Genomic DNA, 16,492 nt, shown 5'->3' with positions numbered 1-16,492 from the left:
TTTCTTCACCGCGGGGGAAGGTCGCTGCGACGTGTCAGCTCAGGCCGAAGAGCGCGCCGATGATGGTCCGAGCAGCCTCGAAGAGCGCGTCGACGGACGGAACACCGATTTCAGAGCTGATGGAAAAAAGGGAACCCAACATACGATCCTCCGGAGATAGTTTCTGAATGGCTTACTGCCACAAGGGAAATGCTACCGATTCCACTTGCGGAACTGAAGCAAGGGGACCACGGGAGTGACAATTCCGGACCAAAGTCCCGGCCCGTTAGATCTACTGCACCCCAGTATGATTGCGATCCTTCGAATCCGAATCGACACCTTCGAGATAGCCGACGAGAACTTGGGCGACCTCCGCCAACACCTCAGTGCTCGACATTTCCGAGTGGGAGCAGTCGACCAGGTACGCCCGCAACGGCCCCACCAGTTCGGACCACCTTTCGACCAGGTGACGATGTTCAGGCAGATCATGCTGCGCCACAAACAGTTCCACTGACCCGAAATAGTGCCTCGGCGTGTGGTCCCGAACGATTCGCGACAGTTTTTCCACCCGACCCACTACGGATTCGAGTACCGTATCGGAAAGGAAATCCATACCGGTCTGCCTTCGGATCTCTGTCGCAACGTCTGTGAAAGTCAGTGCTGCAGTTTCAGTTTCAACCTCGGATAGCCCGATCTGCGCGAACAGTTCGGAAGGTTTCGGAGCCGCTTGTACCGATGGCATCATCTCCGGTAACAGCGCGTCGAGCATGACAACCGAACCGACCAGATCGCCGGCCTCTTCGAGCTGGCTCGCCATCTCGAGCGCGATCGTTCCGCCGGCAGACCAACCGAGTAGATGGTATTCACCCGACGGCTGCACCGTCCGTACGGCATCGACGTACCCCGACGCCAACTCCGCCACCGTGCCTGGCAATTCACCTGCTCCCGTTGCCTGGATGCCGTACACCCGTCGACCCCGCAGCTGACCGACGAGTCCGGCGTAGCACCAGGCGATTCCGCTGACCGGATGCACACAGAACAACGGCGGCCGTTGGTCATCGGGGTCGCCGCCGAGCATGACGACCGTGTCCAGCGGATCCGAACGAAGCGAATCACCCTCGAAGACATCGGCATGAACGAGATCCATCCGAGAGGCAAGCTCCGCCACAGTTCGGTCGGTGAAAATCCATTGAACCGGGAATTCCCTGTTCAGGCTCTCACGCAAGCGCGTAACCACTCGAACTGCACCCATCGATGTCCCGCCGAGCTCGAAGAAGTCGTCGTAGCGGCCGACCGATTTCGCGCCGGTCACGCCCTCGAATGCCTGTGCCACGTGACGTTCGGTATCCGAGATGGGTCGATCCACACTCGACCCTGGCTGCGGTGAAGGAGCAGGAAGTGCCGCTGCGTCTATCTTCCCCGAAGCGAGCAACGGTACCTCGCCCACTATCGTCACCGACGAAGGCAGCAGGTGCTTCGGCAGCAGGCCGGAGACGAACCCGCGAAGCTCCGATTCCGTCGCCGAACCGTTTTCCGCCAGCGTTACGTACGACCGGAGTTCAGCGGCTCCGTGCCCGTCGTCACAGACAACGGTTACCGAGAAGGCCACTGCTCCATGGCTTGACAGGGCCGCGTCGACCTCCGCCGGTTCCACGCGGACACCCCGCACCTTCACCTGCGCGTCGTTGCGACCCAGGTACTCGAGCGCTCGGTCGTGACGCCTACGACGCACGAGGTCACCCGTGCGATACATCCGAGTCCCCACCGCATGAGGATTGGCAACAAAGCGCTCGGACGTCAGAGCCGGGGAAGCGACGTACCCCCGTGCCACATTCTCACCGGCGAGGAACAGTTCTCCCGCAACGCCATCCGGAACCGGTCGGAGCCTCTGATCGAGAACAAATGCCGTCGAACCAGGGACTGGAGTGCCGACAGTGACGTCCCCGTCAGTGATCCGTGCGGAAATCGATGCCGCGATCGTTGATTCGGTCGGTCCGTATCCGTTGACGATGCGATGTCGGGGTGACCACGCCGACGCAAGGCGCGCAGAGAGCGGCTCCCCCATCGATTCGACGATCAACGGTTGCACTGCATCCGGATCGACTGTCGCCAGGACCGTCGGCGTCACGATCAGATGTGTTACGTCGGCGGCGACCAGCAGATTCGTGAGTTCTTCTCCCCCGTAGACGAAGTCGGGAGTCAGAATCAGCGTTCCACACCCTGCAGCCGCGAGAAGGATCTCGATCACCGACGCGTCGAAGGTCGACGACGCCAATTGCAGGACTCGGGGGCCACGCTCGAGCTCGGCGATCTCGGCGTGGGCGGTGCAGACGTTCATGATTCCGCGATGTGAAACCTCCACGCCCTTGGGTCTTCCCGTGGAACCCGACGTGTAGATGACGTAGGCGAGGTTGTCGGGGTGAGCCGGCGTTGCCGATACCTCGGCAGCGCCACCAGCAGTGCGGGATTCGTCCATCGCCACCCACTCGACGCACTCGGGCAAACTCTCGGATGCACCTCCCGCTGTCAAACCGACAACCGAACCGCATTCCTCGACCATCGTCTGCCGGCGCGCTGTCGGCAGCGCCGGATCGAGCGACAGCCACGCTGCGCCTGCACGCGCTACTGCCCACAACGCAACGATCCACAGATGCCCGCGCCCGAGCGCAACGGCCACCACGTCGTCGGGTCCGATTCCTCGGACCACCAACTCGCGTGTCCAGTGCGACGACTCCTCGTGCAGGTCGCGGTAAGTCCAGCGTCTGCCGTTCTCTTCCAGCGCTACGCCGTCGGGCGCCTGACGCAGAGCGCGTTCGAAAATGTCGGCAATCGTCAGAGGTTCGACGTGGCGAGGATTCGCAGCAGTCAGCGCCGAGCGTTCGAGTCCGGACAGCAGTTCGATCTCCCCGATCACAATCTCGGGTTCCACGGTCACTGATTCGGCGATACGTCTCACCCGCTGCATGAACAGTTCCGCGGTCGACTCGCGGAACTTGTCCGTCGCATACAGCAATCGAATAGTCAGACTGTCACCGGTGTCGACCAGGTCCCACGTCAAGTCGTAACCGGTCGACGCCCCTGAATTGTCGATGTCGAAGACGGTAATGCCGTCGATCTGCGGCAACTCCAGCGCTCGCCGGTACGCCAGCATGACCGTGAACAGCGGATGCTCGTTCATCCTGCGCGGCGGATCAACCTTCGCAACGACGTCGTCGAACGAGACGTCCGCGTTCGCCATTGCTTCCAGATCGACACGGCGAACCTCGTCCAGAACAGCAGCGAAGCGATCGGTGGAGTTGATCCTCGTGCGCAATGCAACAGTACCCACCATCATTCCGGCGACGCTCAGCAGCGCCGGATCGTTCCGCAGACTCACAGCTGCTCCCACCACGACGTCGTCCGTGACGCACTCGCGAGCGAGCAGCACGGCAATCACGCTGTGGACGACCATGAATACCGTGACGCCATGCGAACGAGCCAACGCCGACAACGCGTCGTAGGTGGCGCCGTCGAGGACTTCCGTCACCATCTCCTCGGATCGTGAAGACACGGGACTCCGGGGGTTGTCGACGGGTAGAGCCAACACATCCTCGACGCCACAAAGTGCGTCCGACCAATAGTCGAGTTGCCGGTGAGCCATGCTGAGAGAATCCTCGGGGTCACCCAAGCTCTCTCTCGCCCAGAAACTGTAGTCGCCGTAGCTGATCTCCCCCGACGAGCGATCCCAGGGAAGACCTGCCGACCTGGCCTCGAAGGCTGCCACGAAATCGGTCAGGATCGGGCCCATCGACGCTCCGTCGATCGCGATGTGGTGAACAACGATGACCAGGACCGTCAGTCCTGCAGAGTCGACTCCTGCCTTTTCGGCGAACACACGCACACGGAACGGAACATCTCGTTCGAGATCGAACGGCACAGTCGCGAATGCCGAAGCGCTCGCACGGATATCGCCGACGTGTACCGCAGTGAGATCGAATGCAACAGAGTCCATTTCACGTTGTTGCGGACCGAATTCACCCGGAACACAGACAGTTCGCAAAACGGCGTGGTGATCGACGACGTCGCCGAGCGCGCTGCTCAAGACCGAACGATCGATGTCGTCTGCCAGGACCGCTGCAAACGTCAGGTTGTACGCAGTCGATTCCGGCTGAAGCTGATTGATCAGCCAGAGTCGTTGTTGCGAGGGCGCCAGCGGGGCCGGCTTGCCGGGATCACGTCGAGTCAGTTCGCGGCGTTTGCCATCGGACGCGCTCGCCGACAGCCACTGAGACATCGCTCGCGGCGACGGATTGTCGAAGACGGCGCGAACAGGCACATCTCGCGCGAAGATCGAGGCGAGTCGACCTGCCACCGCTGCCGCGGCCAACGAATCACCACCTGATTCGAACAGGTTGTGCAGAGCGCCGAAACTTCCGGACACGTGTTCCGACATGACAGCGGTGACGAGTTCCTCCGAAACCGTCACTGCTGCATCGGGCGCCTGGCTCTCGAACACATGGCGCCGCAACGCATCTGCGTCCAGTTTTCCGTTCGTCGTGAGCGGGATCGACTCCAATACGACCACGCGGCCGGGCATCAGATACGCAGGCAACATCGCGGCCAACTCGATTGTCAGCTGATCCGCCTCCACACCATCGCCGACCGCGCACGCAACGGCGATGTCGTCGACGAGGACAACCGCCGCAGCCTCGACGCCCGTGCACCGACGCAGAGCTGATTCGATTTCGGCGGGCTCGACGCGGATTCCTCGCACGCTCATCTGACGGTCGGAGCGTCCGACGAATCCGAGCGTGTCATCCGTGCGGCGATGAACCAGATCACCGGTCCGATAACGGCGGTGCCCACCGGGTGCTGCGATGAACGACGTGGCGGTGCCGGCAGGATCTCCGGCATAGCCCATCGCAAGCCCGGGCCCGCTGACGTACAACTCACCGATCCCGGCCCACGGCACCGGACGCAGTCGCGTATCGAGCACCTCTGCACCGATTCCGGCGAGCGGGACTCCGATGGTGACCCGATGATCCACTTCGGCGACAGTGGTGACCACCGTGCATTCCGTCGGTCCGTACGCATTGAGCATTCGCGCGCGGCGACTCCACGCACGCGCGGTGGAAGGTGAGAGCACATCGCCACCGACTGCCACCACCTCGAGCGAATCGAACCGCTCTGGAGCCATCGTGTCGAGTACGGCTGGAGTGGACAACATGTGAGTGACGCCGCGTTCTGCGACGAATTCTTCGAGTGCCCTTCCGCCGAAAGCCTCCCGAGGAGCGACCGCCAAGGTAGCCCCGGCGCCGATCGCCAACATCATCTCGAGGATTGCTGCATCGAACGTCGGTTTGTAACCGTGCAGCACAACCGAGTCCGAAGTCACGCCGTACTTGCGGACAGCATCGTCGGTCAGCAGGCCCAGTCCTCGGTGTGTGACTGCAACGCCTTTCGGTTCACCGGTCGACCCGGACGTGTGAACAACGTACGCGACTGAATCCGGATACTGCCGACCGGGAACAGGGCTGCGATCGGAGAGGACTGTGCGCAGCTGCTTCAGACGTGCCGGTGGCAGGTCGGGGTCGATCGGCACGAATGCCGCTCCCGTTTTCGAGATCGCCAACATTCGGACCAGGTACGCGATAGTCCGTACCGCCGGAATCTCGTACACGGCACCCGGTCCTGCTCCCCGAGCCACCAGTTCCCAGGCTTGGGCATCCGAGGCAGAGTCGAGTTCGGCATACGTCACCGTGCGGTGTCCGTCGTCGAGAGCAATGTTGTTCGGGAATCGCGCCGCGGTGGCGGCGAAGATCTCGGTCAGTGTGCGGGACGAATCGACCTCGGCAGCAGTCCAACTGGGCGCCGCGCCCACCACGAGATCCGAAACGAGTACTGGTACATCCTCGGCAATCGAGGTGAGCACTCTCGACAGCTGTCGGGTAACCGCGTCGGCGCTCGAAGGATCGAATGCGCTCGCGGCATAGATGAGCGCTCCGGTCAATGAACCGTCGTCAGCGGGTGCGAGCGAGACATGCATGGGGAACTTCGTTGTCGCGGTCTCGATTTCGCGAGCCTCGATCGTGAGGCCGGAAACCTCCACGGCAGGGATCGCGAAGTTCTGCAGACCCAGCGCAATCTGGGGAGTTCGTCCACCGAGCAGCTCACCAACCAACTCGGCAGGAACAGAGCTGTTATCGAACGCTGCCACATCAGCATCGAAAGCTGCACCCAACAGAAGATCGATCGGCACGTCCCCGTCGATCCGAAGGCGAAGAGGCACCGTATCCACGAACATGCCGACCACGCCGTCGAGCTGAGGCGCCCGCCGTCCGTCGACAGCTGTCGCGATCACGACATCGGGATTTCCACTCAGCTTGGCAAGCACCACCGACAACGCCGCATGAACCACCGCGAACAGCGAAACCTTCAATCGGTCGGCTCGCGCCTGCAGTGCCGAGGTGATGACGGCTGGTATCACGAAGTTCACTCGCTGCGCCACGGTATCCGGCCCGCCATCGGAGTGATCCACCGTCAGCGGAGACACAGATGTCACACCGTCGAGGGTTCGGCGCCAGAACTGCTCGACGACAGGGGAAACGTCACGTGCTGCCTCCCACGCGGCAAAATCCCCGTACTGGATCGGCAACGGAGACCATTGCGAATCCAGTCCAGCTCGTCGCTTGCCGTACGCGGTCAGCAGGTCGCCGACCACCGTTCGCATCGACACCCCGTCGACTGCGATGTGATGAAAGCTCACTGCCAGAACGTGCCTGACCGGTGACACCTGGAGCAGCATCCAGCGCACCGGCAGGTCTGCCGCTACATCGAAACCACGCGAGCCGAACTCTCGCAGCAGCACCTCGACCTCGATGTCGGCGACCAGCCGCGTTTCCATTGTCACGGAGGTCGGAGGATCCACGACCTGAACCGGTGGAGTGCCCGGATACCGGGTTCTGAGGACATCATGACGACCGACAAGATCCGTTGCTGCCTGACGCAGCGCCGCCGCGTCGAGTTCACCGTCGATCTCGATGCAGATCGGCAGGTTGTACGCGCCGCTCGCCGTGTTCCGCTGATTCAGTACCCACATCGCACGCTGGTTTCGTGACAGGGGTGCGGGCGTGGGGTCGCGGCGCGGTTCCAGTCGGACAAGATCGGTCACCGAGTCGTTCTGCTCGAGCGAATCGAGCCGGGCTGCCAACGCCGCAACTGTTGGATGCTCGAATACGGTCCTGAGCGGAACAACCAGCCCCAGAGTACTACTCAAGAGCGAGGTAACCTCCGCGGCCGACAGCGAGTTGCCCCCGAGCGAGAAGAAGTCTGCGTCGCGGTCGTCCTCATTCCCACCGAGGACGGAACCAAAAGCTCCGGCTACAACACGTTCGGTGGCGGTGGCCGGCCCCTCTGCACGGGAAGCATCCAGTGTCGGCGACGGGAGACGGGCGAAGTCGACCTTGCCGTTCCGCATCGGAAGCTCGCCCTCGATGTCGACGATGGCATGCGGAACCATGTACGTCGGAAGGACTTCTGCGGCGGCAGCGCGAAGTTGACCTGTGTCAACTCTTTCGGCACCTGAACTTCTCACGTAGGCGACCAACAGAGGACTTCCACCTTCGGCCGACCGAACCCCGACGACACAGAAGTCGACGTTCGCGACAGACTGAATGACTGCCTCGATCTCACCCGGTTCGATCCGGACACCGTTGACCTTCACCTGCACGTCGGTTCGCCCGAGATAATGCAGGCGATACGTATTTCCCTCGGATTTGGGGCTTTCCGGCTTCCACATCACCAGATCGCCCGTCCGGTACATCCGGGCGCCTGAACCGGTTGCCACGAATCGTTCCGCAGTTCGGGCCGGTTGGCCGGCGTAACCGCGAGCGAGCATTCGACCTGAGAGATACAGTTCGCCGGCGACTCCCGGCGGCACCGGTTCGAGTCGATCATCGAGCACGACGGCGTCGACCCCGGCCAGTGGATACCCGATCGATCCGTCGTGAGTGTCAGCCGACAGTTGTTCGATCGACAGTGGTTCGGTAGCAAGCGAATACATCGTCGACTCGGCAGGTCCGTATCCGTTGATGACTCGGCGTCCGGCTTGCCAGCGCTTCGCCAACGCGCCGCCGAGTCGCTCGCCCCCGAACATCACCGTGGAAAGGTCCGGCAGCGAAGGATCGCCGATGGAGGCGACGACAGTAGGTGTGGCGCACAGATGAGTAATTCGCTCGCGCCTCAGTGCTGATGCGAGTCCCGAGCCGAACAGTTCTTCGTTCTTCGCCAGAACGAGCGTGGCCCCGGACGCACTCGCGATGAGCACCTCGAGCAACGTCATGTCGAATCCTGGCGCTCCGCGATGGAATACGCGAGAACCTGGCCCAGCCGAGAATCGACCGGGCAGGTCTTCGGCGATCACACCGAGCCCGCCGTTGGTCACGACCACAGCCTTGGGGGTTCCGGTCGTTCCTGACGTGAAAACTACGTAGGCCGCCAGGTTCTCGGAATATTCGCGCACCGAGTCGGTGACTTTCTCACCACCAGCGTCTTCAGCACCAGCGTCTTCACCACCAGCGTTGCGGCCGCCGATCGCTCCGGTGCCCAGTGTTTCGAGGACATCGCGTACTCGCGCCTGCGGCTGTTCCGGGTCCGTCAATGCCGGAGCTGCACCGACCTTCGCGATTGCCCACAGTTGCACGATCGACGCAATCGACCGATCTGCAGTCCAAGCAGCGACCTGGTCGACTCCAACTCCCCGGGAGCGCAACTCGTCGGCTGCGACATCCGACTGGGCATCGAGTTCCCGGTAAGTCAGTGTGTTGCCCTCACCCTCGACCGCCACAGCGTCCGGGGCGGATTCGACGCCGAAGCGCAGCATGGAGGCAAGTGTCGTACCGGAAAGTCGAGATCGATCAGGCCGGTCGACCGCGCCGTGTGCGGGGACGAGAAGAGCTCGTTCCGCACTGTCCAACAGGTCGATTTGCCCTACGGCGACATTCGGGTCGACAGACACTTGATTCAGGAAGCGCTCGAACCGGCCCGCAAAGCTCGATACCGTCAGATCATCGAATAGATCAGCGTTGTAGACGAATTCGAGACCGAGTTCGCCCCCGACCCCCTCGTCCGTGACGTTGACCTGCAGATCGAAATTTGCGTGCCTGACTTCAGGAGCAATCTGTGTGATGTCCAGCCCTGGTATCGACCACGCGGCGGTCTCAGCAGTTCGGAACGAGAGCGCCACCTGGAACAACGGATGTCGCGAACGCGATCGCGGTGGGTCGATCAGATCGACCAGCGATTCGAAGGGCATCTCTGCGTGCGCGAACGCCGCTACGTCACGCTGACGAACCTGCTCGACCAACCGGCCGAACGAGTTCGACGGATCGACTTCGGTTCGAAGAACAATCGTGCCGGCAAACATGCCGACCAGCTCGTCGAGTTCAGGTGTGACGCGTCCGGACACAACAGTGCCGACAGCTACGTCATCGCTACCGTTGTACCTCGCCAACAGCGCCGCGAGAGCGGCGTGTACAACCATGAACATGGTCGCGTTGTTCGATCGTGCGAGTGTCTGAAGGCCCGTTCGTACCGAACCTGAGATCTCCACCCGACAGCTCGACGCACGGGCGAACGTCGAACGTGGACGATCGAGGGGAAGCGTCACCTGCTCGGGAAGTCCTTCGAGAGCCTGCATCCAGTAGCTGCGTGCCGTCTCGGGAATCCCCGATTCCCTTTGCCATGCACTGTAATCGGAGTATTCGAGCGCGAGCGGCGACCACTGCGGAGCGTGCTGCGCCGAGCGGGCGATGTACGCCGCAGTGAAGTCGCGGACCAACAATTCGAGTGATCGAGCGTCGGCGGCAATGTGATGGACGACGACAGCCAGGATGTGCTCGACAGGTGAAACCTGGAGAAGTGCCGCACGTACGGGCGGATCAACGGTGACATCGAAGCCCGAACCCACCAGTTCTGCTACACAATTCTCGGCGTCGCCGCCGTCGAGTGCCTCGAGCTGAAAGGCCGGAAGCGCATCCTCGGCGTCGAGCACCGTCTGAACCGGGCCGCCGCCGACAACCGGGTACACGGTCCGCAGAGTGCGATGGCGATTGATCACGTCACGAATTGCCAGTTCGGCCGCAACCACGTCCAGCTCGCCTGCCAAGCGCAGCACGATCGGGATGTTGTATCCGGCGGAGTCTGTATCCAACTGATTCAGAATCCACATTCGATGCTGGGAAGCTGACAGGTGCACTTCCGTGTTGTCCGAACGAGGCCCCAAGGACACGTCAGACGCGTGCTCCGCGCCGGTTCGCCCTACACCTATCCGCGCAGCAGCGATGTCTGCGAGCTGATCGACGGATGGGTGCTCGAACACATCGCGGACGTCGAGGTTACAGCCCAGGGCGGAGTTCAGACGCGACGAAAGACGAGTGGCGATCAAGGAATTGGCGCCTTGATCGAAGAGGTTCCGGACCGGATCGACATGCGGAACTTCCATCAAATCGCTCAGAATGGCTGCGACTGTCTGCTCGAAGAAGTCTCGCGACTGCCGAGTCGGCTGCGTGAGAGACACCGGGGTCGGCAACGATGCTCGGTCGATTTTGCCGTTGATCGTGACCGGTAATGACGCGAGCGCCATCAAAGCCGACGGAACCATGTGCGCGGGCAGCAACGAACGAGCAGTCCGCAAGACGCCGTCGAGGTCGTGTCCGCTCCCCGGGGTGATGTAACCGACCAAAGTCGGCCCGCTGTCGAGTTCTCTCACCACTACCGCGGCCTGCTCCACCGACGTGTGAGCCAACAGCGCGGATTCGACCTCGCCCGGTTCGATGCGGTAACCGCGCAGTGCCATCTGACCGTCGGCGCGGCGAACATATTCGAGTCGGCCGGCTCGCCAACGGACCAGATCGCCGCTGCGGTACATCCGTGATCCATCGAATCCGGGTTCAGGCACGAATCGCGAAGACGTCATCGCGGGTCGACCCAAGTAGCCTTCGGCCACCTGCGGACCCGCAACATACAGTTCGCCGACAGATCCCGGAGGGACGGGCTTCAACGACGCGTCCAGTACGTAGCTGCGCAACCCTGGTAGTGGGGACCCGATCGGCGAGACAGTCTCGTCACCGGGGACAAGATCGAAACTGGTGACATGGACTGTGGTTTCGGTGATTCCGAACATGTTGACGCCCCGCACGTCCGGGTGCCGATCGAACCAAGCCTCCACGCGCCCGGCGTCGAGGCGATCACCGCCGAAAACAATCGTCCGGAGCGGAAGCAGCATTTCCTGCGTGACTTCCGCCAACGCATAGAAGGCGGCCGGGGTCTGATTGAGAACGGTCACTCGTTCCCGCACAATCAGATCCGCGAATCTTTCGGGTGAGCGCGCGACATCACCGTCCACGATCACGAGGGATCCGCCAGTGGTCAACGAACCCCACATCTCCCAGACCGAGAAGTCGAATGCGTACGAATGAAACATCGTCCATACATCTTCGGCGTTGAAGTCGAAGATCTCTCGGGTCGAGGCGAGCAGCGCCAACACGTTGTCCTGAGACACCACTACGCCTTTGGGAGCTCCAGTTGATCCGGAAGTGTAGATCACGTAGGCGGCGGACTCCGACTGTGCAACGGGCCAGTCGGCCGTAGCGTCAGTCGTCTCGTCCACGAAGATGACAAGTTGCTCGTACCCAACGAACCGCCCAGCAGATTCGTCCGTCGACAGAATCGCTTTCGGGCCTGCATCGGCAAGTACGTAGTGGATACGAGCGTCGGGATACTGCAAGTCGATCGGTACGTACGTCGCGCCCGCGCGAACGACAGCGATGATGGCTACGACGAGGTCGACCGATCGAGGCAGGGCGACCGCCACGCGATCACCGACTCGAATTCCTCGATCGATCAAGACAGCGGCAAGGCCCTCCGAACGAACTCGCACCTCTTCATAGGTGAAACGAGTATCGCCACTCGACACCGCGATTGCATTCGGATGCCGGGCTGCGACGGCCCCGAAGAGGTCAGGCAGCGACTGCGCGACAATCGACGGCGCCGGCACCCGAGCCGACAATTCTTCGCGTTCCGCAACACTGAGAACATCGATGTCACGCAGCATGATTGACGAGTTCTCGGTAATCGAGCCACACACTCGACGAAGCCGCTCGACCCAGCTCTGCACGGTGCCTGCATCGAACAGATCGGCGGCATATCGGAAAGTGCCGCGAACACCGCTCGCGTCGCCGTCAATCGTACGATCCTCGCGCACAGTCACTTCGAGGTCGAAGCGAGGGTGGACCGGAGGTAGCGGAGTGCCGTGCGCCGTCAAAGTTCCCATCGCGATCGCGGAGTCGGGCGCTACCGGATCGACAGCGAGAACCACTCTGAGGAAGGAATTCTTCTCACCTACGCCCCCACCGACCGCACGGTCGACCACCCAGTCGAACGGAACGTCGGCATTGGACAGGGCCGCCACATCAACCTCGCGCACCTGAGTCAAGAACTCACCGAACGTGTCTCCGCCGCGAAGGAGCGTTCGCAGCGCGACGGTCCCGACGAACATACCGACGACACCGTCGAACGAAGGATGCGTTCGTCCGGAGGTCGGGGTCCCGATGACCACATCGGACGCACCGGTGATCTTGCTCAGTGCGATCGAAAGGCAGGCGTGCAACACCATGAAGGTTGTGCAGTCGTGCGCGCGAGCGATCTCGTTCAGCGCCGCATGGATGGGTGAGGGCAACTCGAACGTCACGTCCCGAGCCGACGACGGTTGGTCCGGCCGGCGGGATCTGTCCACGGGAAGCGCAAGAGTCGGATCAACACCGGCGAGTGTGTCGGACCAGAATTCCAGCTGGCGTCCTGCCAAGCTCTGTGGATCCGCGGGATCACCGAGAATGGTTCTGTGCCAAGCGGAATAGTCGCGGTAGTCGAGAGCGGGCGAAGGCCAGATCGGCGACCGTCCGTCGGCGCGAGCGTCGTACGCCGCGACGAGGTCCGAGACGATCGTCGCGAACGAAAGGCCGTCCAGGGCGATGTGATGGGCAACCACGGTCATGCGGTGGTCGGCGTCGCTGCCGGAGGCGAGGATCAAGCGAAGAGGCGCATCGGTCGCCAGGTCGAAACCCGCCGCAACCAAATCCGCTGACGCAGCCTCGTAATCCTCGGACGCAACCTCGATCAGAGTCACCGGAGTCGCGGTCGCAACCTGGATCGGCCACGCATCGTGATTCTGGTCGAACGAGAAAACAGTACGCAAGACGAGATGGCGATCGGTCAGGTCACCTACCGCCGCCCTCATCGCCTCGATATCCAGAGCACCACTGAACGCGACCTCGAACGCAATGTTGTACGCCGACGACTGGGGATCCAGACGGTTGAGTAACCACAGGCGTTGTTGCGCCGGTGCGATTTCCACGACGAGGTCGTCCGAAATGCGTTGGGGTTCCTCCACCCACTCCGCCCGCCCCGCACGGATCACCCGGGCCAGGCGCGCCGGCGTCGGGGCACCGAACACGTCCCTGACACCAACCCGTCTTCCGAGGGCGGAACTCACTCGCGCGGCAACATACACGGCGTCGAGTGAACTACCGCCCCAGGCGAACAAGTCGGAGTGCGGTCCGAGAACTCCGACGCCTAGGACCTCGGCCATCACCGAGGCAATCAATTCCTCGTCGTACTCGATCGGACGGTTGACCGCCGCGCGCTGCTCGGCCGGCGCGGACGACGCCGGTTCGGGGAGCGCTGAACGGTCAGTCTTTCCATGGCTCGTGACGGGCAATGCTGCCAAAATGGTCACCGAACTCGGCAGCATGGAACGAGGAAGTCGGGAAGCCAGATGATCGAGCACCATCGTCTGGCTCAACGGATGAGCTGCACCTTCGGCCACGGTCACATACGCCGCAAGCGACCCGGATCGCTCGACCACCGCTGCTTGCGCAACGCCGGGAGTCGACAGGAGCACAGCCTCGATCTCGCCCAGTTCGACGCGTACTCCACGGATCTTGACTTGTTGGTCAGAGCGGCCCAAGAACTCGAGTTGACCGGCATCGTTCCATCGCACGACATCCCCGGTGCGGTACATACGCTCACCAGCGCCGGCAGCACCGAAGGGCGCAGCGACAAAACGCTCCGCGGTGAGCGTCGGAGAAAGGTACCCTCGCGCCAGTCCGTGTCCCATCACGTACAGCTCCCCCGCGGCGCCGACCGGAGTGGGCAGCAACGACGAATCCAACACCACAGCGGAAACGCCGTCGATCGGGCGCCCGATCGGAGTATCACCACCAGGCGCGAGCGGCTCGCTCATGAATGCCGCGACGGTTGCTTCACTGGGCCCGTACGAATTCACGATGTCGACGTGACTCGACCACACATCCACGAGCGCCACCGGCGGTCGCTCGCCACCGACGTTCAACACTCGAAGATCCGGCAGTTTCCGAGGATCCATCGTCAGCGGAACCGATGGCGTCGAGTTCAGGTGCGTGACACCTTCGAGCCGCAAATAGTCTTCGAGGTCCACTCCGCCGATCAATCCGGGAGGAACGATCACTGCGGTCGCGCCGCAGCCGTGCGCAAGCAGAATCTCGAGGATCGCCACGTCGAACGATGTGTTTGCAAGGAGCGCGACGCGGGAGGAACTATCGATGTTCAGACGCCGTGCGTGAGAACGCAGCAACGGCACAATGCCTCGGTGCGTGACCGCGACACCCTTCGGTCGCCCGGTAGAACCAGAGGTGTAGACCACGTAGGCGGTGTCGTCCAAAGACAGGTCGGCGATAGATGAACCCGCCCCCACGCGTCGATCCACCGGCCCTTCGACGGTCTCGTCGCCACTGGGATCAACGACGCACACCCAAGCCGGCACGTCCACGAGTTCGCCACCGACCACAACCGACACGTCGGCGTCGTCGAGAATGAAAGCGACACGCTCGGAGGGTGTTTGAGGATCCACGTAAAGAAGGACAGCACCAGCCCGCACTACCGCGTGGAATGCAACTACGGAATCGGTCGAGCGCTCGGTGAGGATCCCGACGACGTCGCCTCGTCCGACTCCGTTCTCCACGAGCAAGGCGCAGAGTGCATCCGCGCGAGCGCCGAGCTGGTCGTAAGTGACGTCCACACCTTGCTCGCGGATCGCGACAGCACTCCCCTGCCCTGCGCCGCCTCTGATGACCGAATCGAGCGTCGCGAATCCGTCCGTCCGCGGACCCAGCGCGGGGACCAGATCCTTCACTTCGTCCGTCGAGAGGATGCGGAGGTCACCGAGCGCACGGGTAGCAGAGTCGAGGAACCCCTCGAGTAGCCGAACGAACTGACGATGATGCATCGCCAGGTCACGTTCGCTGTAGAGGTGCGGATTGGCTTCGAAGGAAAGGCGAACGTTCTCCCCCGCGATCGACGGATAGATGCTGAAGAACAGGTCTTCGGTGGGGCCGGATGTGAGGACGTGAAACTCGCCGACGACGTCGCCGAGCCGAATGGCTTCGTGAAACATCATGACGTTCACGGCCGGGCCCGCCGCCTCACGGGATCCGCCCTGACCTTCCTGGAAGCCCATGTCCTCGTAGCGGAATCGCTGGTGGCGTAGCGCACCGGTCATTTGAACCGAGATCTGACGCACCAGTTCTCGTGGCGACAGATCCCGTTCGAGTTGCGCACGAACAGGCACGATGTTGGACAGCATCCCACCTGAACGTTTCGACGTCGCCGTGGTGCGGCCGGACACCGGCAAGCTGAGGACTACGTCATCGGAATCAGTCATGCGACCGAGATAGGACGCGAATGCACCGACGAGGACCGCCACCTCGGAGGTAGTCCACTCGGTCGCGACATCCGAAAGCTGTTTTGCAAGAGTTGGATTCAGTGTCCGCACCATCATGCGCTGCGGCATGGACGTCAGGCCGGCGCCGTCGGCGAGGCGAACCGGGCGGGGCAGGCCTTCGGACATCTCCGTCCAGTACTGCTCGTCCGATCGATACCGCGACGAGGATCGGTAATCGACGTCGAGGTCATGCAGTGCACGTACCCCGAGACCACCGAAAGGAGTCAGCGTCTTGCCATGAACCAGATGCGAATAGCGCTCGGCCACCCGAGCGGTGAGTGTCATCGCCGCATGTCCGTCGAGCACGAGGTGATGGGCGTGCGAGTACCAGTAGTAGTGCTCATCTGCCAGGTGAAGCAAGGTTGCCGAGATCAGGCGGTCAGACATCACGTCAAGTGGCCGTGAGTATTCCGCTGTCATCCACTCGTTCGCGCGCTGAACCGGGTCGCGGTCGCTGCGTAAGTCGAGGTATGCGAGATCGTCGACGATCGAATGATCGACGACCTGTGCCGGCTCGGCATCGGTAGCGACGAGGCGAACGAACGGCGACTCCAATTCATGACATGCCGTATTCGTTGCCTCGATCAGCGCGTCGACGTCAACCGGTCCGCGTAGTTCCACGTACTGAGCCACCACGAACGGAGTTGACGGACTCAATTGCTGCGCGAACCACAGCGCGAGCTGAGCCCGAGACAACGGAAAAGCACTCAACCCGTCACC

Annotated in this window: 1 protein-coding gene; it reads right to left on the bottom strand. The window is 62.3% G+C overall.

From position 1 onward, the window contains the following. Window positions 1–271: 271 nt before the first annotated feature. Window positions 272–16,483 carry a non-ribosomal peptide synthetase gene (locus ABIE52_RS05475; protein WP_192712924.1) on the bottom strand — a complete coding sequence of 5,404 codons (16,212 nt, stop codon included), beginning with the start codon at window positions 16,481–16,483 and terminating at the stop codon, window positions 272–274. Between the last annotated feature and the right edge of the window lie 9 nt (window positions 16,484–16,492).

Origin of the sequence: Rhodococcus sp. OAS809 (assembly GCF_040546695.1) — a bacterium.
GTDB classification, from domain to species: domain Bacteria; phylum Actinomycetota; class Actinomycetes; order Mycobacteriales; family Mycobacteriaceae; genus Rhodococcus_F; species Rhodococcus_F qingshengii.
This window is presented reverse-complemented; position numbering and strand designations above follow the sequence as displayed.